Consider the following 21,224-nt stretch of genomic DNA (forward strand, 5'->3'; position numbering starts at 1 on the left):
TCGTTCCGGTGCGGAGTTGGTGCTCTGACCGGAGGGGAACGCTCTGCATCTAACGCTCTAATTATATCCCGTAACAGCCGATTTGCAACCCTCGGCGGTTAAGTGTGGATGTATGGCGCTAACCCGGTATAATCAGCGGGTTAGCTCTGCGGCGATCTTCCCTGCCCTTAAACCCGGCCTGAACGGGTATGAACGATTTAAAGTCCTGACCGTACAAACAGGTGGTGCTGTGTCCGGTGCTCTGGCAGGAGGGGAACGCTCTGCATCTAACAGTAAAGAGAGCCACGGTGACAGGCAGTGTAAGAGTAAGCCGTGGTGTTCTCGCTCCAGTGAACTGGAGAAACGCATGATTGATAAAATCATCATGGTTCTGAAAGCGATTATCGTCCTTTTAGAATTGATCCGCATGTTCTTCTGAGCGTGACGGAAACGTAGCTAAGGCCGGGGAAAACCACTCCCCGGCCTTTAACATTTTATCACCTGACGTTTCGCCAGGCTGATGCTGGTACTTTATCCCACAACTTGCCATGCATTAACTCAGCACGTCGATGGTCTGATGCGCTAAGCACGGCATCAAGTTCTTCACCAGTAAGTTTTTCTACCAACCTTTCATACACTTTTTCCAGCGTGTCGATGCTGGAACAACGCCTGAACTGCATCAGATATTTTTGCTTTTTACTTTCCATTAAGTTCTCTTTTTTGTTCTGGTACATGCAAAAAATTTTGCATGCAAAAATTTTTGCATCAGGCTTTCTCTTTGCTTTTTTGTTGGGTTTTCTCCATAACCTTATGATTTAATTCCATTGCTGCTTGCTTAGTGCTAGCTCTGGCAACGGAAGATGGCAATTTTTTGATATTGTCGGTATATACTTTAACCACATGCTTTGCGCGGGAGATTGCTACATAGTACCAATCTTTGCTTACCGTCCTTGATTTAGCTTCGATGTTGGCAATCACTCGATTAGACGTTAACCCCTGAGCAGAATGCACGGTTGACACATAGGCATAGTCAAGGTGTAGTTTTTCCTTTGTATTTAGTACTATCTCTCTGTCGTCAATTTTTAGATGAAGCTGATCGTTTTTTATTGCTGCAACTGTCACCCTATCGCCATTGGCAACATCAAGGCCAGCATCATTTCGTGTGATGACCAATTTATCACCGACACCATATTGCTGTTTGGTCAGTTTATAAACTGAGATATGCTTGTGGTGTGCCGGGTTAATAGAAAAACGATCGCCCCCTTTGTTCTCAATAATCAGGGTATTATTTTCGCCCTGTCCTCTGACTATATAGACTTCTCCCCTTACTAACCCAGCATGAGGGTAGTCTCGTTCTGGACGGATAGCTGTGCTATCTGCGTTATAGTTCCGGCTATAACGGCGCTCAGCTTGAGTAGAATCAAAACGCGATAACGCAGTGATTTCAATATCATTTCGAATGTTCAATCCGGTACGAATTAACTCATTAATCTGTTCCCTGCTTTCGTTTGTACCTGTCAGTACCAGTGTCTTATCACGTTCATCTTTATCCAGGCTCACGTATTCATCAGCAATTTGTTTATAGCGGATAACTGATTCTTTTGTTTCTGCAACCTGAGTTATTAATGCAAGAGACTCAAGGCTTCTTCCAACGGCTGCCAGTTCAACAGCTTTAAGCAATGTTGGATTTTCTTTCTGGCGCTGAATTTCATTCATCACCGCTGTTTCCATGCCATTCCGTTGCAGAAGGGAGAACGGAATACCAGCTTCGACTGCCTTGGTTTGTTCTGTGTCGCCCATTAAAACAAGGCGAGCACCTGAACTTGCTGAAATATCAGCAAGCTTCGCCATTAAGCGGTTTGGCAGTACCCCGGCTTCATCAACATAGATAAAAGTTTTACTATCAAGCGTATGTTCGCGGCTCAACGTGTGAAGGAAAGATGCGACGGTACGCGCCTCAGTCATACCGTCTTTTTGTAATGACTTTACCTGTGATCCATAAGGTGCAAGGATGTGTACCGTATAGCCCGCTTCTTTAAGTCTTTCCGTCACGGACGTAGACATAAAACTCTTTCCTACACCTGCCTGACCTTGAACCCCAAGTACTCTACTGTCTGAGCATAAAATTAGCTCAGCGGCTTCTCTCTGGTCTTTTCGTAACGTGGTGGTGTCCATAAATGCGTGAGCATCTTCATTCGACAATACGGGCTTACTCGCGCCACGCCCGGTAAGTTCACTGGTAAGTATTTTCCTCTCTTGCTCTAGCGCTTTTTGGGTAGTGAAACGTTCGGCTTGCTTGACTAAACGACCATGAGCAATGGCTAAATCGACTTGTCGCCGGGCATCTTGTTTTGAGCGGCCTAATTCAATCATTTCCTTAATCCACTCTTCACGGGTGAGGGAATTTACTGAGGAAGTATTAATTGCCGTGTAAAGTGGCTTTTCTGTGATCAATTTTCCACTGGCCTTGAGTCGCTCAATCTCAAGATCTACAGATTCGGCGGTGGATTTCCCCATACCATGATTCAGCGCCGTAGTAGCCAGTTCTTCATATGTGATTATGGTATGGCGTTCCGTGTGATGATTGATAGCAAACTGAACAGCACGTTTCGTCATTTCCTGAGAAGAAACCCCCTCAATATTTTTTGAGACTTCCGAAACTTTATCGGAATACCCGATCCCATCAAGGTTGAGTTTTCTGCTGTCAAATTGAATGCCCAGCTCTTTAGCATTCTTGTCCCACTGTTTGAATAAATCCTCGCGCTCTATTGAGGTATCCTTTTTCTTCCGGGTTGTTCTTGCAGCTAACGTTCTTTGTGCGGCGGTAGAATTTTCCCGGCTTAATCCCATTTCTCTGAGTTTTTCGTCAACCTGCTGTAGTCGAGTTGACATTCCTTCAATCTGGTCTCGGGAGATATGAGCAAGTTCAAAGCCGTGCTTTTCCAAGCGTAGGTTATAGCCGAGATCTTCAAGTTCTTTCGCAAAAGCCGACTTGTAAACCATATCGTAGTAAATTGGATTCTTTACCAATTCATCATTAACTAAAGCTCGCCACTCCCCATCTGCTCGTTGTGTAGCATTCAATGCAACGGCATGGGTATGAAGATGAGGTTCCTTTTCACGATTTGTCTCATGCCTGAACTTTGCCACGATCAGATTACCGGTACTTTGAACATAACTCTTACCGTTCATTTTCTGACGGGTCTTAGCTCTCTTTTCAAGCTCCTTCACTGCCGCAGCAACCGCGCGATCATGGGCAGCAATAATTTGTGAATCACCCCCGATAAGTGCCTGTATAGAGACTGATTTAGGAGCCTGAAATGTGAAGTCTATTGCAATACGGTTTTTACTGTCGTTCCGTTGGGTTCTCGCCATTTGCTGGCCGTCAGGCAGCTTTCCTTTTAACAGATCGCGAAATGTTTTTTCATCAACATCACTCCCAAGCCCTAAACGTTCCGCACCATCACCTTGCCACGTTTTTGAATCACCTTCCTTCTGATAATAATCGTCAATTCCGTCCATAAAGTAACGGGTAACATCATCAACACTTTTCTCTGCGGTTAAGATCGTGACGTTAAGCATTTAGCCTCCCAATGCAGAGCGGGGGATATAGGCAGCATTTCGAGCCTTAAATCTAACAATAGGTACTTTTACCCTGGCAATTGGATAACCACGAGTGAATGCAACATATCCCTCCCTGTCAGGCAGGTTAGAAATTTCGCTGGCCGTGACCACAAAATCTTTGTCTTTGCCCTCGGCATTGCTGCTGCTACTTCCTCCACCGGAGTTCCGGCTGTTTGTTTCTTTCTTACGGACAACATCAAAATCACCCAGCGCTCTAGATAGAACTTCTGGTGTTCTATCATCAGAACGAGCACCACCAAGCGCTATCAAATTACGATAGCAACTACGTAAGGTAATGGAACCTTTTTCCCCCCAGATTTCTTCTAACTGTGAAATAGCCTGTACACAAGAAACTATTCTAAGTTTTTTCTTTCGTCCTTTAGTCAAAGCTGGTTCTAATGCTTTTATTTTTTCAAGTGATGCTAATTCGTCGGTATGCAACCAAATGTTTTTTGCCTCTGACTCAGGTAATGAAAGAATTGCATTGCAAATAACATCAACCCATGTAGATATTAATGGCTTTAAAGTGGCAATTTGATCTTCACGCCATGTTATAAATATATTCCCGCCATTTTTATCAGCCAAATAATCACGAATAGAGAAAGAACCGCCAGGCATAATCATATGCGCAGATAGCTTGTTCGTTAATACGAAACGCGCAGAACCCAAAGTACGGTCTGTACCAACAAAGAGAGATTGAGCAAGCGTTCCTTTGCAAAATTCCTCTAAATCCTCCTCGGGAGCATTAACGCACCAATAATAAAGCTGTGTGAAATCATTTATTCCTTGTGAATGGAGTTTCTTAAAAACTTCTGTTACTAATAATCGCCCATACCCATTCCATTCTTCTTCTGTAGAGCTTTTGCCGAGAGGAACAAGAGAGAATGAATATGTTTCATAGTCGTAGGTTTCTTTCATTTCATTAAAGATAACCCAGCCAGGAGTTCGTTCATCATGTGGATTTAAAATTACATCACCCGGCTTATAGAAAAGCGAAGTAAAATATCCATCAGGATCAACAATAACTTGTCGGTCTCCACGTAATAAAATTGAGTACATGGCCTGAGTTAAAATCAACGTTTTCGCAGAACCTGTTGCACCAACTATTAATGTTTGAAGATTTTCTATGTCCGTTGGCATTTTTATAGTGCCGAATACAACCTGTTTTTCTTTTCTTTTCGTCGTAAGTCTATTAAGAGCCTCTGCACTAACAATATCACTACCCCTTAACCGATAATCAAATTTATACCCCATAAAATCAGGGCTATTAATTTTAACCATTAAAATCCACAAAATTATAGCTGCAATAAATGCACCACCAGAAGAAATGTAGAGAATTGGATGTTCAAACGTATGAGAAAAAAGATTTATAAACCCTGTAATTTTTGGTTGAGTAACTTGTGCCAACCCATTTTTTTTCGCTGCTGCTAGCCAACCAATTGCAGGAGCAAATGCAGTCATAAAAAAGCCAAGTTTATGTAAATCAGAATTTCTTCCCATATTTATAACTCCGTTTGAGAAATACCGAGGCGGGACATTTCAGCTTTAACTTTATTAAGAACCTCCGGTTTTGCTAGGAATCTTAACAATAAAAGAATTTCGGTGAGAGTAGCATTGGAATCATTTTTACCAGCACTAGACATTGAATCAATTTTCTCACCAATATCTAGTATGCTATTAATTACTGTATCTTTAAATTGTTCATCATCACTATTTTTCTCTAATAAATAACGCAAGTAGTCAGAGAATGATTCAAACCCTTTTGAGCGTTCTCGTAGGGTGCTTTCCAACTCGCCAGAAACCAACAAACTGAGCCGCGAGTTGAAGTTTTTACCCGCCATACCTACCTCCTGATAGCATGCCTTTGAATATGATGTTAGATAGTATTACTAACATGATGTTTTACATGTATATTTCGATAATTTAAGCTTTAAAATATGATGTTACATATGATGCTTCACTATGTTTATAAATTATACGTATCTTTTTAAATCAGCGCAATACAGCACCCTTTAGGGTGCGTATTGTGTATGGCTTTTTAGGGTTAAGGGTTAAGGGAAAACTGGGGATTTTTTGAGCGCATTAGGGTTAAGGGGGGCAGTGTCAGGGCGTATTTGACATTGAAACCCGGTAAATAGTAGTGAAAGTGTATAAGTAATGGATTGAAATGGTATTGGTAAGATAGTAGTTAAGTATTAAAACAGGAGTAATAAGGTAGTAATAATGTAGAAAAATCAGTTGACAAGGTGGTGGGCAGTGATCAGAATAGACGGTAGACAAAGGGGGAGGCATGGCTAAGCAAAAGCTGTCAGTGTTAATAAAGAATGCAATGCCGGAAATAATGAGAAAGAGAAGTGAGGGGTATACAATCAAGAGTATCGCTGAGGATATGAAGATTAATCCCCTGACATTTAAACATTACTTCCATAAGTATAAAGAAGATTTTGAAGATATTGAGTGCAATGCTGAATCAACTGTTAAGCCTGAATATGTTTTGCATGCAAAAGATATTCAGGGAGGTGAAGTTAAAGACACTAACTCAGATACAGTTCCTGATGTAAGTTTTGAAACAATGCTTGACGCTGAAAAACGCTCAGGATTAAATACCAAATATCTCCAGCAGCATAGACCTCTCGGTAAAGGGAAGAATAAATGAAAGTAGCTATTATCAATTTCTCGGGTAACAACGGTAAAACAACGCTTGGTGATAACCTTTTTGTTCCCCGCATTCCTGATGCTCTTTATCTTACTGTCGAAAGTATCAACGCAGGTAGTGATGCAGAAAAGGTTCGTGGTAAAGACTTTGGGGTTATCCTTGAAGAAATGATGATGTCTGAAAAGGCGATTATCGACGTTGGCGCGAGTAATGTTGAGGATTTGATGAAATTAATGCGCCAGTATAAAGGTTCTCACGAAGAATTTGATTTATTTGTTGTCCCGGCAGTAAAAGAATCAAAACAGATTGATGATACCATGTCTACTATTCGCGCCCTGAGTGCTCTTGGTGTTCCAGCGAAAAAAATCAAAGTAGTGATGAACAAGGTTGAAGTAGACGATGTTGTTGAGGATGTATTCTATCCTCTTTTTGCAATGCACAAAGAAGAGAAGTTATTCACGCTTTCTCCTTCGGCCAAAGTCGAAACGTCAGAGATTTATCCACTCCTGAAAACATATGGCACTACCATCGACAAACTACTCAATGATCCTACCGATTGGCGCTTGAAGATGCGCGAAGCAAAAACAGATGAGGAGAAGCGTACCGCTGTTCGTATGATTTCAATGACACGTCTTGCTCGTTCTGCTAAAGATAATCTGGATAATGTATTTAAAACCATTACCGGAAAATAAAAATGAAATCACAAACACTGATTGAATCATTAGCCGCAACTGTTCTTGAAGATATTCATGAGTTAGTTGGAAAACTCAGTGAGATTGAATTAAAGGTTAATGATACGAGTAAACAGACTCAGGCAAGCAGTGCTAAATTTTCAATTGATGCATTTTCTATAACTAAACGATTAGAAGATGCAAGCAGGGAAATAAGTGTTGCGTTGAAAGATAAAAACGGCATTGAAATGGATGCGTTAGTTTCAATTCGCTTTCATTTAATTAAACAAAGCAAATTAATTAAGATTTTGCTTGTTTTGAGTTCCCTGCTCGTCGTAGCGGTCTTGTTGCTTTCCGGTGCAATGATCCATTTAATATTCTAAAGGGCGAAAGCCCTTTTTTTATTTCTGTTTTGTATTGTACAATACAATTGGATTGTACAATACAAATGGAGGTGATGATGAGTGTTAGTCTCCCTACAACTGAAACATATGCAGAACTCCAGCTTGCATATGAGCACTTCAACAAAACTTTGTTCGATAACCGTTTACCCGCTTGCCTGATTACCCTGCAACGCGAGAAACGAACCTATGGGTACTTTTCGAGTAACCGCTTTGTAGCGCGAGGAAGCAAAGTTTACACGGATGAAATTGCGCTTAACCCATCTTATTTTGGCATTCGCTCTGTAGAAGAAACACTAAGTACTCTCGTCCATGAAATGGTTCATCTTGACCAACAACACAACGGTAAACCGGGTCGAGGTCGGTATCATAATCGCCAATGGGCAGACTGGATGATAAATGTTGGTTTATACCCATCCAGTACCGGAAAAGAAGGTGGTGCGATCACCGGTGATTGTATGTCTCATTACATTGTTAAAAATGGGGCATATGAAAAAGCTTGCCGTTCCCTGCTAACTAAAGAGTTCACATTATCCTGGGTTGATCGCTTCCCTCCTGTAAGGCAGAGCACGATGGCCGGATTGCTTGGCGGCATTAGCTTGCCATTCTCACTTGATGGTGACGATGATGGTGACGATGATGGTGATGGTGATGGTGATAATACTGGCAGCGAGTTCATCGACACGCTTGTTTTTCGTCCAACAGATGAAAAACAAACTCGGTTCAAATTCACTTGCCCGAATTGCCATGCAAATGCCTGGGGAAAAAACAGCTTAAAGATTCTTTGTGGGGATTGTAGCGACCATCCCCTTATGACAATAAACACTGACAATAACAGGTACGGTAATGACTAATAAAATAATCACCAAAATGCTCATTTCCCTGAGTGATGAAGAACATGAGCGGTTAACTACACTGATCGAGTCTGCGTCATTCAAAATAAGCAAGAGCAACGTGGTTAGAGCCGCCCTACTTGCACTGGAGGCTGCGAGCAATGAGGATAGAGAGAGATATTACCTGCAAGCTGAGGCTAAAGCAGTTAAAGCCGGGAGGCCGTGGTAATTGATGAATGTGGGAAAATAGGGCTATAATATCAACCATAACAACACTTAACGCCCATAGCAATACCCCCCTAAAGCTTTAAATTAAAGTTGCTTATAATTAATTACAGGGCGCATAAATTGGGTCTAGACATCAGGCCATAGCCGAATGGCCGGAAACCCGTTTCGGGGTTCCGCGAAGCTTGCCATATGTAATATGGCTAGCTGAGTTGGACTCGACGACACAACATGAAATGTTGTGGAGCCGAAGGTGTCACCATAAAGAATTTTTTGCATGCAAAAAATCATGGCTGATTGAGAGTGCGTAAAAATTTCTTTCCTTGCCTTGATCGCATGCATTCCAATTTTTCCAGCCCTTCCTTATCCTCTGAGCGCCATGCCCCACTACTCATAAGCTTAAAGGGTTGATCACCAAACCTACGATAATTGAATGCTGTAACTAAATAACCTTGATCATCCCTTTCAACAGAGAACACAAATTTTTTATTATCTTTTATTACTTCATCAAAAAATAAAACTGCCAAATCAAGCTCCCTCATGTTCTTTTATCAGTGCTGCGATTTTCACCAAAAGCTCACCATCAATATGTTTGATTTTCAGGTCAAACCGATCACCGCTTGATACGTAACGAGTCACATCAAGATCAGGCTTGTCATTCCCGCGACTATAAAACAAATGCGAAGAATTTAATCCATTTTGATGCATCTTAAAAAGACGCTTTAGCGCAGAAACTATAAGGTCGCCTTTCTCGCGTTCGCACTGATACTTCTTTAAATTAATTTTACTTTCACAAATAGCAGCATCATAGCCAGGCAAAAGCCTTCGTTTGATTTCATTGGCGACATGATCAGGGTTGCGTTTCATGGAGGCATGCATGCTACAAAAATCCTCCGGCTTCCCCCATACAGAATGAACAAGCAGAGTAGAAATGGCGTACTTTCCTTTACTGGCAAAAACGGAGATCATGTAATCTCTATTTTTTTGATTAGAAAAATACACTGTACTACGCCCGGCGCTAAGCACCTTATTCAAGATCCATCCATCAGAAAGAGAAGCGGCAAGCCTTTCTAGGAAATTGACATCAAAACCGTGTGGAAATCCGATCATATACCCTACCTATACAAACGGCGCAATGCGAAGCGTTGCGCCGTTTGATTTGTTAGTTGATTGCACTGGCCTTAATAGCATTGAGCATATAGCCAAGCTGCCAACCATGTAACCGAGGCATTCTTGTTGGTACGCCAGCATTCATATTCTTAATTAGACGCTGGCAAAATTCGCCAAGGGAATCCGCGGATAAAAATTCAGAGGGCTGAGAAATAGAGCAAGAATTTAAGATAATCTGAGAAGCCATGATTGTTTCCTCTCCCGAGTTCGGCGGGGTTCCGATGTAGCCGTTGCTACCCTTTAATTATATATATAATTAAAGGGAGTTGCAAATAAAAAGCATGGGTTTAGCCATGCTTTCACCATTCTGAAAACAAATCGCCCCGAAAGGGGCGATCATATTTATCCAGACTTAGACGCTTGAGATCATGCACCTGTTGAATAACTATAGCCCTTCAAGGGATCGATTTTACGCATTCTTGCATGATCATCCTTCACTGTTGGCTTAGTGCATCCTTTTACCAGGCGGCGAGTTAGAATGTCATTGTTTTTGAAATAGTCAGGTTTTGCGTATTTTTCCCCTGAATATGCGTCTTTGTGATCGGGAACCTCTCTGGATTCAACTTCACGAAGTTTAACAGTGGATTTACCTGCAACGCCTACTACCTGATAAAAGTGAACATTTGTCTGTTCGTAGCCCCAAATAGAAACAAAAATATCACCTAAAGAGATCTGATTACCTTCAAATTCAATCGTATTACACATGGATAGCTCCCGAGATAGCGGGGTTCTAGTCAGCGCCGCCAACAGCGGCGCGCAAAATATTACCAACGTTCTACTACTTCACCTGTCCAGATATTGATTACTTTCGCTTTTTTGTAATACCCAACACCAATTTTCAACGCCTCAGCTAAAGCTGAATCTACCCAGCCAGAAACTTTATCAAATAATTCTGGCGTAGCTTCTTTCCTGAACTTGGGAAGATAACGAACATCCCAGCGGCCATGCTTATTTTCTTTATGCAAAATAACTAAGCGGCCATTGCGACGTTCAAGCTTAATGAACGCATGGCCTAAAGAGCATACCAGGTGAATTACAGCGCAACGAACTTCGTACTTTTTCATTGTGATTCTCCTCCCGAGTCGGCGGGGTTCCGTATATGGCGTGTTCCATAAATATAATTATATATATAGTTATATTTAATTCAAGTCCTATGAGAAAAAATAAAGGGCTTTCGCCCTTTTATTTAAAACTTACTACAAATATAAACATCCCATGAATCAAAACCACCAAATCTAAACTTATCGATATTGCTTTCGATGATTTTAATAATCTCTAACGGTGATAATATAATTGATTCCCCAAGTTCATTTATGAAATTAACGTGTTCAATTAATACCGTTTCATTCAATGCAATGCGAGTATTAAAAGAACCATCGACAAATGAATCACACTCCCAATACAGAACAAGACGGGCTTGCTTATCTTCGTCTACATTATTATCCAAATTACATTTTAATGTAATAAATCCATCCATATAACGATCAATCGTTTTTTCATCTTCATAAAAAAAACCAGGGCTTAGAAAATCAGAATCGACATTAATATCACTGATAAACCAGGTTGAGTCCAGAAGCTGGCTTTTAAGTAACTTAATCATTGTGGTGTTCCCTCCCGAGTCGGCGGGGTTCCGTTTGGCTTATGCCAGCTAGCAAGGCGGGTAGGGAAGGGCTTCCCCTTCCCTGATAGGTCAATCACAAGCGCGTTTAATCTGTCCGTATTCTTCGCTGCTCAGTGTGTTCACGTACTGCCAAAGCAGATTATATTTATGCACTAAATATTCTGTCAGGTTATGGAATCCTTTATCATCTGCCACGCCGCTAAGATTTGAAAGTGCGTAGATCATTGCGATAATACCAGCAACTTTACCAGATACTGATTCCTGAAAATAATTAGGAAGAGACAAACGATAGGTTTCATTTTCTGGCGCTGAAAAAAACGCGCCATTAGTGCAAGAATAATATTTCCAGCGGCCACCATCATAATTATCAGAGTGATTTCTCATGAAATTGAGAATCATAGTTTCACCGAGGATAAAAGCGCCGGAAAATGCAGCAGGATAAAAACAGGTACGCTTGCTATGTGAAACTTCACGAACGGAAATAGTTTCAATATCTAACATTATATAACTCCTGCCCCGTTGGGCTAAATTAGAAAGGCGGCGTGCCTTTCTATGTTATAAATTATAACTCATAATTTGATGGGTTGTCTATGTTATCTTACTATATTGTCGAAAAATGTTTAATTGCGTTTAATAATCCGGCGGCATCTTTCACATGACAAAAAGTATCATCATCACATGCATTATTCATTACCTCGTTAAATATAATTGTTAAAGTAGCACCTTCTGCATATAAAACATCTTTTGTGATTTTACCAGTCTGAAATTTAAGCAACAATTTGCTGGCCGCATTTTTAACATCTAGGATGTTTTTAATTTCTTTAGACATGTGAACTTCCTATTGGTCAGAGTTAAAACAAGTTATTTAATACAATAATTATAACTCATAATTTGATGAGTAGCCATTTAATAAAATTAAATATTTTAGGATAATTATATATCATAAAAAAAGCCTGTGAGCCGTGCGAGCTGGCTTAGGGAATGTCCGAAGGACATAAAGGCGGCAAGATAAAGCATCATATTATGGAATGGGCAGGCCGCCGAGACCCGGCAAAGCCGGTGCGTGATTGATAAAAACCACCAATCACACCCCCTCCCTGCTTAGCCTAAACGAACTTTCAGCAAATGATTAACTCACACAACCCCCCCGGTGGGGCGCAGTTAGCGCCGGACGCTTGCGGCCGGGAACGGCTGGACGCTAAGCGGCCAGCGGCGCGGTACTGCGAGTGCGCGACCTGCTGATAAGCAGGTAAGCTACGGGGGTGGGGTTATGAACTTAAACCATCACGTTTTTGCGTTTTTGAAGAACATATTCAGGATGTTCGCCAGCTAATAACAGCAAAAACTCGTATTTAATCGCTGGCAAATTTCGCTGGCTATTCACGGAAATCAAATTATCCCAGGCAGCGGCTGTCATACCCAGCCTTGCGGCCAATTCTGCCTTGTTTAACCCCGTTTTGACCTGCAATTCTTTTAGTTCCTGCGGGGTTGCGGTATTTATCATTTTTTTGCCTCAGCACATAATTCATCAAGAATAACATCAATACCTTGCAATGCCCTATTGCTGTTAATTTCAGGCCACAACAATGAATGCAGTTCAGAAACGTTGCTGATCTCAACATCCTTTTCAAACATAATATAACGCATGCGCTCGCCTCCGTTCGGAGGGTTAGTGCGGCCTAGTATTTTTAGTTTTGCGATTAATTTATCGCTTTCATTTGGCATTGTAATAGTCAGCGATATACTTTTACTGCCTTTAGATTTTTTCTTTTCGATTATATTCATTGCGCCTCACCTAACAGCAAAACTGAATAAGCATATATTGCAAAGCAGTATAGGCGGGTTAAATACCCGCTTATACTGCTACCGCTCAAGAGTAGATATGAACCCTATGAGTTTTATTAATTGGTCTTTATTTAGGTCGTCCAATTCCAACCTGTATATTACCCCCTTGGTATCATCTACCTTTCCAGTTATTCCATGATTGGTTTTTATTTGACAAAGGCCACCGTAATAACCCTCATATTTTTTAGCATCAACAAGCCGAGAAAGCAGGTTAATGGTATATTCTCGTTCTTCCCGCAAAAGACGTTCTCCTTTCGTGTCTGCTTCATAAAATGAAATTTGTTCGCGGGCATTACACAATATCTTTCTTTTTATATCCCTAGCGATTCCAATAGCATCACGCAAAGGAGAAACAGAACAAGAGGAAAATTGATTTCCTCTTCTGGTTAGATGGACACACCCCAGCAACTTGATTTTATTATTTTCTAACCTTGCCGAAATAGAGTAATTCCGGTAATCAGGGTGAATAAGATGAATTCTGTAATCATCCTGGATTCTACGATCAATCTTCCATCCTTCACCCAAAAAAACGCATACACGATTGAATATAGATTCATACTTCGAGAAAAAATTACGTTCCATTATCCCCCCTTAGAATTTTAATCAGGGGGCTTGCACCCCCTTCAAATCTTATGCGCGGTTTTCTACCGTTTTGCGGCCATATGATTTACGCTGGCCGTTCGTACCGTACATCTCTCTAATTTCATCGAGAGTATGTTCTTTACGGTTACGGCGGGATTTATGTTCCTCGGGGCGATAAAACCATTGTTTTTTCTGTGATGCCCATTTGCAACCCATCACTTTTAGGACATCTTTATGTGTCTTGGTGTCTCCTGAAATCCATACCCAGTTCCCGATAACTTCAAAAACAATTCCGGCTAATGCTGTTAACTCACTCAGTACACGTTCAAGTTCTTCACCGTAGTTATAATGAGATTTTTCATCAGATGCCTGGTAATCATTAATTTTATCGAAATTAGCGCTCAGGAAATCGAAAGCCGCATTGATAGCTTTCATAATTTCCGCTGCGATGGGATTATCTTTGTTGCGATCCGGGTGATGTTTTAAAGAAGCTTTTCTGTAAGCTTTTTTAATATCTTCTTTGGTTAACTGACCGGATAAACCAAAAATGTTTAATGCTTCTTGAATAGTCATTTAAAACTCCTGCCCCTGTGGGCTAAATTCGAAAAGCGGATTGCTGTTCGATGAAATAATTATAACTCATAATTTGATGAGTTGTCTACATTGTTAGACTAATTTAATGATTTTTATGACAGAGGCTGAGACCGCCTGAGAAGCCCTGTAAGCCATTGGACTAACGTTAGATGTGGGGTAGGGTAGGTATGTCGCTTGCATGTTGCTAGGCGCGTTTACAGCGCACCTAGCGGTTACTTAGGATATGCTTTAGTGAGCGGGGGTAAGATCTTGTTAACTCCATCAACAAATTTTACTTTTTTCGCATGCAAAAACTCTATCTGCCAAATGATGCTGTTACCTCATTAGTGACGCTGACTGCCAAGGGGTAAGGCTGACCGCGATACTCTGAGACTTCACCGGAGATCAGAGAGTATTTTACTAGAATACCTGCGGCTTCCATGTCTGTAATAACGGCGCTTGTATTTTTGGAGAACGCTTTCATCTTACTTTCGTCTTTACAAAGAAACCCATCAATTTCATTTTTGAAAATTACACGCTGCCCTTCTGACTGCTTTTCTAAACAGAAGAACAGTACCTGTATGCAGAGCAGCGGCCTTTTGCTGTTCTGTTCTATAGCTGAGAGCAAGTTTGTAAGTGTCATTATTTACCTTTTCTTTCGGGTGGTGCTGGGACTTTTCCTGTTGCCTCTAGTGCAGCAACAATCCAACCCAACGCACACATTCTATCTAAACCAGGGTGAATCAATTCAGAAAATACCTGTAATCTGTATTCACCCTTTTTTTTACGAATTAAAAAATAGGCATATACAGCCCACTCCGTAGCAGTTTCAGGCCGCCAACCATTTGCAAGACAAAGTTCAAGCGCTGCCTGACATGCCCACAAAGGTGCAGTATTTTTAGCCACCCAATCCTGTAGCGTTGTGCCTTTAGGTGGAGATAGATTATCCCGTAATTTATGTTCATTGGCATAATCGTTCAAGATTTGAGCCGCCACTGCTGGCGGCTTCTTAGAAAAAAAAAGCCATTGATTAATGGCTTTTGATTTACTATCCCGAGTTAGCCACTTAAACCCCTGTGCGCCATGCGCACTAGGGTTAGTAACTGATTCGCACAAATGTTAACTCCTCAAGCGGCAACTCATTTAGAAGCCCATCAATTAGAACAATTGCAGAGTTTTTATCAGAAGGTTTCTTATCTGGTGAAACAATTAATTCACCTTCAATTGCTTGGCCTTCTTCCTGGAAGCTTACCCAAATTCGGGCGACGTTCTTTGTGGTAGCTTGTGTTCCCGTCGTGCGCTGGGAATTTGCTTCTGAATCATCGCCAGTCTTAGAGTCATTAGAGTCATTAGAGTCAGAACTATCGTCCGGTGAGTGATTATCACCGTTAGTCTGATCATCATCATCTTCAGTTTTGTTTTTACCTTTTTTACCTTTAGTTTTTGTACCTTCGTCACTGTTGCCGTCATTAGCACCAGAGTTATCACTGGAATTATCGGCATTGCCATTTGCATTTTTCAGGTTATCAGACGCAGAACGGACAGTTACACGGTTTAGTTCGCCGTCCTTTTCACCCTGAGCAATAAGTTGTTCAACATCAGCCGGAGAACGTTTGTAGATCTGCGAAAGATAGTAAAACGTGTCAATATCATTGCTTAACGGTGCTACACGATCAAGCAGGTCAGTCGGCATGCTACCAATACTGGTATACTTGCTGACTTGAGAACTGCTTAATTGTAATTTCTCGCAAATATCTTTAGCCTTTAGACCGTCTTTTTCTTTCAGGTCATTAATGCCCAGGGCAATATCTACAATATTTAAGTTTTCACGATGCAGGTTCTCAACAAATTGAGTAACCAAAATGTTTTCTGGTTTTTCACGCTGAACAGCTTTGATGGTTTCTGAACCACGCTGTTCTTGAGCAAAATAACGTGTAAAACCAAAATACAAAGGGCAGTTCCCATCATCATCAGGGAAACCAATGATTACTGGTTGTTGCTGGCCGTGTGCTTCAATTGATTTTGCAATTTCATTGATTTTTTCCGGATTCTTATTACGGCGTACCTGCGGATTAATAATGATATTGCTCATTGGAAAGTCCATGATGTATTCATTTTCATCAAATACACTTTCCAGAGTTACTTTGTTGCTTGCTGATTTGCTCATTTTACAGTTTTCCTTCGATAATTTCAGAAATGACCGACTTAACTAATTTAGCGGCAACACGTTGGTTGCCGTTTTTTGCGTTCTGCCAAACCATGCGGCCTTGTGACATGGCAGTTTTGATAGGTTGTAAATCTTTTATTGGAGTTGGATGTACCTCATTTGGAAACATAGCTATTAATTGATCACGAATGTCTTTCTGATCATCAACATCTTTGTACTTGTTAACAATTATAGAATTAATTCGCGCTTTTGGATTAAAACGGACTAGTTTTCTAACGGTATCTCTCAGTTCTATGAGACCGTCGATAGACGTGATCTCAGCTTCAACCGGGCATACGATTTTATCCGCCGCGAGAATGGCAGCAGTAATGCGCGTCCCTAAACCGGGAGGCGTATCAACAACGACAAATTCGTAATTACTTTTGATGCGATTAACTTCATCTGCAAAAGCTTTCGCTTCTGCAAAATCAGCACGGTCAAGGTTATGAATGGTGCGGTCAGAACAGAGAGAATCAAGATGTTCATCGACCTTTTGAATATCATAAGGTTCGTTATAGAACATTCCATTTACTACTAATCCGTCTTTGAGGTTTAAGACACGCTTTGAAGCTTTCCCTTGGTTATCGAGAGGGATATAGAGTGTCTTTTTCTTCAAGACCTGAGAAATGTAGATTGCAATAGTCAAAGAAGTAAACGTTTTACCGATACCACCTTTTTGACCAGCTACTGTAATTACACGCGCCATTTAACACCTCTTAGCATGGGCGATTGCCCGATTCCATGTGCGTATCATAACTCAGATTCTGTAAGGTATCAATATTGAAACCTTAAATTTTTTATACTTTTTTTTTATCGGCAATAAATCTCAAAACTTTAAGATAAATTTAAGAGATTTCTTATTGCGTCAAAACCCCTGTATTAACCGCTATTAACATTACCAGGTCAACTATAAATATGAGAGATAGGTCACTGTTTGCATGATAAGTGTGATGAATATATTAATTATAACTAATTGCTAACATTATATAAATAACGTCTTGAAATAGTTCCAAACGCAATGGTGTTATATGATAACGCGAGAGGAGTAGAAAACTTGTTTTCTGCTCTTCTCGGGTTGACCGAGCCGCTTGCGGCGCTGGTAAGCGTTTTTGAATGAGTTATTCAATTTATCCACTCAACTACTTATTAAAAGATCTTTGTATATAGATCCTTGTTAAAGATCCTTGTTAAAAGCCTTGTAGCCCTCCAAAAACGTGCATAAGCAAATGATTTATAATCACTTTATTGAACTGTCGGGAACAGATCGCCGTTTAGGAGGGAACAAAATGCCGTCTATGAGGGAACATATCGCCGTTTAACATTAAATAATGCTCCCCCCTTAATAGCCTCTATTATCAGCACTATAAAACTATAACATATTGAAATATATACAGGAACAAAGCGCCGTGTAAGTAGGAACAAATCGCCGTTTAGATTATTGTATTGTACAATACAATATATGTGGTGTGGATAAGTTTTTATTCATATAAAACATGTAGTTACTGTGATTTTTTTATGCTGATTATTCACCAATTAAATTATCTACATTTAGTCCAGTGAGTAATTAACAGCTATCTCCAATTCAACCTGGTAAGAGATCGCAATGCGGAGGCGCAGGAGAACGGCGGTTTGTTCCGGCACGGCTCGGAGGCGCAGGAGAACGGCGGTTTGTTCCGGCACGGCTCGGAGGCAGGAGAACGGCTGTTTGTTCCAGCACGGCTCGGAGGCAGGAGAACGGCTGTTTGTTCCAGCACGGCGCGGGGCAGGAGAACGGCGATTTGTTCCTCCTGTGGGGCTGGCCGTGAGGACGGCGGTTTGTTCCCCCTGTGGGGCTGGCCGTGAGGACGGCGATTTGTTCCCCCTGTGGTGCTGGCCGTGAGAACGGCGATTTGTTCCCCCTGTGGTGCTGGCCGTGAGGACGGCGATTTGTTCCCCTTGTGGGGCTGGCCGTGAGGACGGCGATTTGTTCCCCCTGTGGTGCTGGCCGTGAGGACGGCGATTTGTTCCCCCTGTGGTGCTGGCCGTGAGAACGGCGATTTGTTCCGGCGCGGGGCAGGAGGACGGCGATTTGTTCCCCCTGCGGTGCTGGCCGTGAGGACGGCGATTTGTTCCCCCTGTGGGGCTGGCCGTGAGGACGGCGGTTTGTTCCCCCTGTGGGACTGGCCGTGAGGACGGCGGTTTGTTCCCCCTGTGGGGCTGGCCGTGAGGACGGCGGTTTGTTCCCCCTGTGGTGCTGGCAGGAGAACGGCGATTTGTTCCCCCTGTGGTGCTGGCTGTGAGGACGGCAATTTGTTCCCCCTGCGGTGCTGGCCGTGGGGACGGCGATTTGTTCCCCCTGCGGTGCTGGCCGTGAGAACGGCGATTTGTTCCGGTGCGGGGCAGGGCAGGAGAACGGCGATTTGTTCCCCCTGCGGTGCTGGCCGTGGGGACGGCGATTTGTTCCCCCTGTGGTGCTGGCCGTGAGGACGGCGATTTGTTCCTCCTGCGGGGCTGGCCGTGAGAACGGTGATTTGTTCCCCCTGTGGGGCTGGCCGTGAGGACGGCGATTTGTTCCCCTTCTTGGTTGTTGATGGGGAAACCGATATGAGGGGTGCTTCTCAATATCTATATAAAGGATAGATTATTCATCAATATTTGAATTTTGATTTGACTGGGGGGAACAATTGAAATACATTTTAACGGTGATGTGTTCCCCCCCCTTGTGGAAGTTAGAAACCAATAATCTAAGTGTGGCTGAAATGACGACTAGAAGAAAAGGAAGCGGGTCAGTTGTTGTTAAGACTGACAACCGGGTGTTGATGCAAGCGAATGCGCTTACACAAGCTAAGAATGACCTTTCGCGTGATCAGCAACGAGTACTCGTTATGTGCTTAGATAACATCGCCCGTAGCGGGTGGCCGAAAGATGGAGTGTTTCGTATTGATCACGAAGAATATATGCATGTTTTTAATATTGGTGAGCAAGAAGCTAGGGAAGATATTCTGCGTGCTATGAAAAACTTCCGGGGTAAAGAACTTACTCTTTATGAAACTTGGGATCAGGTAGATGAACCGGTTGTTAGAGATATGGTCTGGGTCACTTCGCGATGGACTAGCGAGAAAAGAGGTATTTATCAAATTAAGCTAAATAGTGATTTGAGAGAGTTCATGGAGCCATTAGCTCATGATCATCAGTTCACTGCATACAGATTAGGTCAAATTTCTAAAACGCCATCAAAATACTCAATGCGATTATTGCAAGCTTTATCACAATTTAGAGATACGGGTATGTTTGCGATAAGAATTGATGTATTAAAAGAAAGATGGTCGCTACCAGACTCATATGAAAAGTTCTCATTATTAAAATCGCGTGTATTGGAACCTTCAATGAGGGATGTAAGAAAAATACCAGAGTTTTCTACTTTAACGATGGAAACCAGGAAAGAAAAAACAACAGGTAAAATAACTAGTGTTCTTTTCCAGTTCACACCATTCACCCATGATAAGAGAAATGATTGAACCTTATGTTTTTGCATGCAAAAAAACCGCTAATGAAAGCGGTTTTTTTTTGGATGCTGTAAGTGTTTTTAGCGGTGGTAGCGTCCGTACATCAGTGCTTTGATTACAACTGACACTACCAAAGCGCCTAGCGTGATGAAGAAAGCTTTGTCGTTACCTGAATGATGAAAAAGATAAGCACCTGCGGCACTACCTAAAATCATCACACCAAGTAACTTATCAATGATAGGGCGGCTTATCGACCACAACATACCTATGATGCTCATAAGTAGATACACAACAGCCTTACCAGCCATAGATAGGATGGTTCTCTTTTGTGGCTGCGCCTTTTGATTGTTGCTTACATCATTACCGTCAGTCATAACGATCTTTGGCTGCTTTTGTAGTGCGATAGATTGTGCCATAAAGAAACCCTCATTTCCAACATGTATTCATTAAATCAAAATTGCAATCTTGATGCAAGTAGTATAGTATAAATTTCACACCTTGCTAATTCGGCATTGAAATGAAAATTCACTTGGCTATATTGGCTTTGCCCTTGTGTTATACATTTTCTGTAAGTGCATCAATGATTGATTCAGATAATCTACATGCGCTTATAAAAGAATGTGCACCAAAAATAAAAGCGGAATCAAAAGTAGCTTATGGTATAGTTAAAACTGAATCCGCAGGTAATCCATTTGCGATTGGAATCAATACAAAAAACATTAGATTAAAACGTCAACCTAGAGATATTGTTGAGGCTATTGAAGTATCAACCTGGCTTGCGAAGAATAGATATAATTTCGATGCCGGAATAGCTCAGATAAATAGTGTCAATATTAATAAGTTTGTTGAGGGGGATATAAATTTTCGCATGCAAAAAGTTTTTAACCCATGCGATAACTTAAAGCTAGCTGAAAAAATATACAATTCTTGCTTCGAAATGACCGGGTCAATGGTCGGTGCGTTAAGTTGCTACAACACTGGAACAGCAACTAAAGGCATTAAAAACGGGTATGTTGCGAAAGTTTTAGCTAATATTCCTGATCTGCTTGAGGTGAAGGGTGGCGGTGGCCAACCTTACATAGCTAAGAGCAGGGAGAAGAGGCTAGAGGCTTCTAAGTCGGACTCTGATACAGGTTCTGTAGGTGATGGTGGTGTTGCCCCTGTGACTACAAAAAAACCTAAAGATGATGGCGTAGAGGATGTGTTCGCAGCAAGTGGGACTGGAGATGTTTTTAGTAGCGAATGTGAAGAGGGTGAAAATCAAAAATGCGAGAATGATTAACCCCTACCGCTCTAATTATATTCCATTGCTGGCCTCGTTTAATTTTAAACTGCCTGGATGGAGATTTAATT

At 41.7% G+C, this 21,224-nt stretch carries 29 protein-coding genes; 8 read left to right on the top strand and 21 right to left on the bottom strand.

What is annotated here, in order from left to right; translation table 11 throughout:
* Positions 1 to 112 precede the first annotated feature (112 nt).
* Positions 113 to 418 carry a damage-inducible type I toxin DinQ gene (gene dinQ, locus N0B36_RS22825; RefSeq protein WP_224774472.1) on the top strand — a complete coding sequence of 102 codons (306 nt, stop codon included), beginning with the start codon at positions 113 to 115 and terminating at the stop codon, positions 416 to 418.
* 58 nt (positions 419 to 476) lie between these two features.
* Here the strand turns inward: dinQ and N0B36_RS22830 are convergent, their stop codons facing one another.
* Genes N0B36_RS22830 through N0B36_RS22845 form a run of 4 tightly spaced genes read right to left on the bottom strand, consistent with a single transcriptional unit; the run spans position 477 to position 5,444 of the window.
* The gene (locus N0B36_RS22830) at positions 477 to 686 is read right to left on the bottom strand and encodes an Hha/YmoA family nucleoid-associated regulatory protein (protein WP_109862542.1); all 210 of its coding nucleotides are present in this window, start codon (positions 684 to 686) and stop codon (positions 477 to 479) included.
* A gap of 58 nt (positions 687 to 744) precedes the next feature.
* Positions 745 to 3,561 (bottom strand): MobF family relaxase, encoded by a 2,817-nt coding sequence (gene mobF, locus N0B36_RS22835; protein WP_259689262.1) that lies wholly within the window; start codon positions 3,559 to 3,561, stop codon positions 745 to 747.
* Complete coding sequence (locus tag N0B36_RS22840; RefSeq protein WP_109862515.1) at positions 3,562 to 5,103, bottom strand: type IV secretion system DNA-binding domain-containing protein; 1,542 nt, start codon at positions 5,101 to 5,103, stop codon at positions 3,562 to 3,564.
* 2 nt (positions 5,104 to 5,105) lie between these two features.
* A complete protein-coding gene (locus N0B36_RS22845; protein WP_119918950.1) occupies positions 5,106 to 5,444 on the bottom strand; it encodes a hypothetical protein in 339 nt (112 codons plus the stop codon).
* A gap of 449 nt (positions 5,445 to 5,893) precedes the next feature.
* Here N0B36_RS22845 and N0B36_RS22850 point away from each other — a divergent pair, with 449 nt between their 5' ends.
* The 5 genes from N0B36_RS22850 to N0B36_RS22870 all read left to right on the top strand — a co-directional run bounded on the left by N0B36_RS22850 (position 5,894) and on the right by N0B36_RS22870 (position 8,393).
* Positions 5,894 to 6,259, top strand: a complete 366-nt coding sequence (locus N0B36_RS22850) for a hypothetical protein (protein ID WP_109862517.1) — start codon at positions 5,894 to 5,896, stop codon at positions 6,257 to 6,259.
* The gene (gene stbB / locus N0B36_RS22855; RefSeq protein ID WP_109862518.1) at positions 6,256 to 6,951 is read left to right on the top strand and encodes a StbB family protein; all 696 of its coding nucleotides are present in this window, start codon (positions 6,256 to 6,258) and stop codon (positions 6,949 to 6,951) included. The genes N0B36_RS22850 and stbB overlap by 4 nt, the downstream gene beginning before the upstream one ends.
* Positions 6,952 to 6,953: 2 nt before the next feature.
* Positions 6,954 to 7,313, top strand: coding sequence for a hypothetical protein (locus N0B36_RS22860; RefSeq protein WP_119918951.1), 360 nt, complete (start codon positions 6,954 to 6,956; stop codon positions 7,311 to 7,313).
* A 74-nt stretch (positions 7,314 to 7,387) separates the two neighbouring features.
* Complete coding sequence (locus tag N0B36_RS22865; RefSeq protein WP_259689265.1) at positions 7,388 to 8,185, top strand: SprT-like domain-containing protein; 798 nt, start codon at positions 7,388 to 7,390, stop codon at positions 8,183 to 8,185.
* Positions 8,178 to 8,393, top strand: coding sequence for a hypothetical protein (locus N0B36_RS22870; RefSeq protein ID WP_109862521.1), 216 nt, complete (start codon positions 8,178 to 8,180; stop codon positions 8,391 to 8,393). The genes N0B36_RS22865 and N0B36_RS22870 overlap by 8 nt, the downstream gene beginning before the upstream one ends.
* Before the next feature lie 283 nt (positions 8,394 to 8,676).
* On the opposite strand, the gene N0B36_RS22875 is transcribed toward N0B36_RS22870, so the two are convergent.
* The 16 genes from N0B36_RS22875 to N0B36_RS22950 form a co-directional block, all read right to left on the bottom strand.
* Positions 8,677 to 8,916 carry a hypothetical protein gene (locus N0B36_RS22875; RefSeq protein ID WP_142972605.1) on the bottom strand — a complete coding sequence of 80 codons (240 nt, stop codon included), beginning with the start codon at positions 8,914 to 8,916 and terminating at the stop codon, positions 8,677 to 8,679.
* A 1-nt stretch (position 8,917) separates the two neighbouring features.
* Complete coding sequence (locus N0B36_RS22880) at positions 8,918 to 9,499, bottom strand: hypothetical protein (RefSeq protein WP_119918953.1); 582 nt, start codon at positions 9,497 to 9,499, stop codon at positions 8,918 to 8,920.
* Between the two features lie 52 nt (positions 9,500 to 9,551).
* Positions 9,552 to 9,746, bottom strand: a complete 195-nt coding sequence (locus N0B36_RS22885; protein WP_109862524.1) for a hypothetical protein — start codon at positions 9,744 to 9,746, stop codon at positions 9,552 to 9,554.
* A gap of 179 nt (positions 9,747 to 9,925) precedes the next feature.
* Positions 9,926 to 10,264 (bottom strand): hypothetical protein, encoded by a 339-nt coding sequence (locus N0B36_RS22890; protein WP_109862525.1) that lies wholly within the window; start codon positions 10,262 to 10,264, stop codon positions 9,926 to 9,928.
* A 59-nt stretch (positions 10,265 to 10,323) separates the two neighbouring features.
* Positions 10,324 to 10,623: a hypothetical protein gene (locus N0B36_RS22895; protein ID WP_109862526.1), complete on the bottom strand. Its 300-nt coding sequence runs from the start codon at positions 10,621 to 10,623 to the stop codon at positions 10,324 to 10,326.
* Positions 10,624 to 10,745: 122 nt separating this feature from the next.
* Complete coding sequence (locus tag N0B36_RS22900) at positions 10,746 to 11,159, bottom strand: hypothetical protein (protein ID WP_119918955.1); 414 nt, start codon at positions 11,157 to 11,159, stop codon at positions 10,746 to 10,748.
* Positions 11,160 to 11,249: 90 nt separating this feature from the next.
* Positions 11,250 to 11,681 (bottom strand): antirestriction protein, encoded by a 432-nt coding sequence (locus N0B36_RS22905; RefSeq protein WP_119918956.1) that lies wholly within the window; start codon positions 11,679 to 11,681, stop codon positions 11,250 to 11,252.
* Between the two features lie 100 nt (positions 11,682 to 11,781).
* Complete coding sequence (locus N0B36_RS22910; protein ID WP_109862529.1) at positions 11,782 to 12,009, bottom strand: hypothetical protein; 228 nt, start codon at positions 12,007 to 12,009, stop codon at positions 11,782 to 11,784.
* A gap of 447 nt (positions 12,010 to 12,456) precedes the next feature.
* A complete protein-coding gene (locus N0B36_RS22915; RefSeq protein WP_259689267.1) occupies positions 12,457 to 12,684 on the bottom strand; it encodes a hypothetical protein in 228 nt (75 codons plus the stop codon).
* Complete coding sequence (locus N0B36_RS22920) at positions 12,681 to 12,965, bottom strand: hypothetical protein (RefSeq protein ID WP_119918958.1); 285 nt, start codon at positions 12,963 to 12,965, stop codon at positions 12,681 to 12,683. The genes N0B36_RS22915 and N0B36_RS22920 overlap by 4 nt, the downstream gene beginning before the upstream one ends.
* 78 nt (positions 12,966 to 13,043) lie before the next feature.
* Positions 13,044 to 13,607: a hypothetical protein gene (locus N0B36_RS22925; RefSeq protein WP_119918959.1), complete on the bottom strand. Its 564-nt coding sequence runs from the start codon at positions 13,605 to 13,607 to the stop codon at positions 13,044 to 13,046.
* Between the two features lie 48 nt (positions 13,608 to 13,655).
* On the bottom strand, positions 13,656 to 14,180 hold the full coding sequence (locus N0B36_RS22930; protein WP_119918960.1) for a J domain-containing protein: 525 nt from the start codon (positions 14,178 to 14,180) through the stop codon (positions 13,656 to 13,658).
* Between the two features lie 316 nt (positions 14,181 to 14,496).
* Positions 14,497 to 14,823 carry a hypothetical protein gene (locus tag N0B36_RS22935; protein WP_109862534.1) on the bottom strand — a complete coding sequence of 109 codons (327 nt, stop codon included), beginning with the start codon at positions 14,821 to 14,823 and terminating at the stop codon, positions 14,497 to 14,499.
* Positions 14,823 to 15,296 (bottom strand): hypothetical protein, encoded by a 474-nt coding sequence (locus N0B36_RS22940; protein ID WP_109862535.1) that lies wholly within the window; start codon positions 15,294 to 15,296, stop codon positions 14,823 to 14,825. Before N0B36_RS22940 ends, N0B36_RS22935 begins: the two co-directional genes overlap by 1 nt.
* The gene (locus N0B36_RS22945; protein ID WP_259689269.1) at positions 15,277 to 16,347 is read right to left on the bottom strand and encodes a ParB/RepB/Spo0J family partition protein; all 1,071 of its coding nucleotides are present in this window, start codon (positions 16,345 to 16,347) and stop codon (positions 15,277 to 15,279) included. Before N0B36_RS22945 ends, N0B36_RS22940 begins: the two co-directional genes overlap by 20 nt.
* Position 16,348: 1 nt before the next feature.
* The gene (locus tag N0B36_RS22950; RefSeq protein WP_109862537.1) at positions 16,349 to 17,092 is read right to left on the bottom strand and encodes a ParA family protein; all 744 of its coding nucleotides are present in this window, start codon (positions 17,090 to 17,092) and stop codon (positions 16,349 to 16,351) included.
* 1,957 nt (positions 17,093 to 19,049) lie between these two features.
* Between N0B36_RS22950 and N0B36_RS22955 the strand changes: the two genes are divergently transcribed.
* Complete coding sequence (locus tag N0B36_RS22955) at positions 19,050 to 19,883, top strand: RepB family plasmid replication initiator protein (protein ID WP_213707399.1); 834 nt, start codon at positions 19,050 to 19,052, stop codon at positions 19,881 to 19,883.
* A 68-nt stretch (positions 19,884 to 19,951) separates the two neighbouring features.
* Here the strand turns inward: N0B36_RS22955 and N0B36_RS22960 are convergent, their stop codons facing one another.
* The gene (locus N0B36_RS22960) at positions 19,952 to 20,287 is read right to left on the bottom strand and encodes a hypothetical protein (RefSeq protein WP_109862470.1); all 336 of its coding nucleotides are present in this window, start codon (positions 20,285 to 20,287) and stop codon (positions 19,952 to 19,954) included.
* Between the two features lie 101 nt (positions 20,288 to 20,388).
* Here N0B36_RS22960 and N0B36_RS22965 point away from each other — a divergent pair, with 101 nt between their 5' ends.
* Positions 20,389 to 21,153 (top strand): lytic transglycosylase domain-containing protein, encoded by a 765-nt coding sequence (locus N0B36_RS22965; RefSeq protein ID WP_109862471.1) that lies wholly within the window; start codon positions 20,389 to 20,391, stop codon positions 21,151 to 21,153.
* Positions 21,154 to 21,224: the final 71 nt, after the last annotated feature.

It is taken from the genome of Citrobacter sp. XY323 (assembly GCF_025106035.1).
In the GTDB taxonomy this organism is placed as follows: domain Bacteria; phylum Pseudomonadota; class Gammaproteobacteria; order Enterobacterales; family Enterobacteriaceae; genus Citrobacter; species Citrobacter braakii.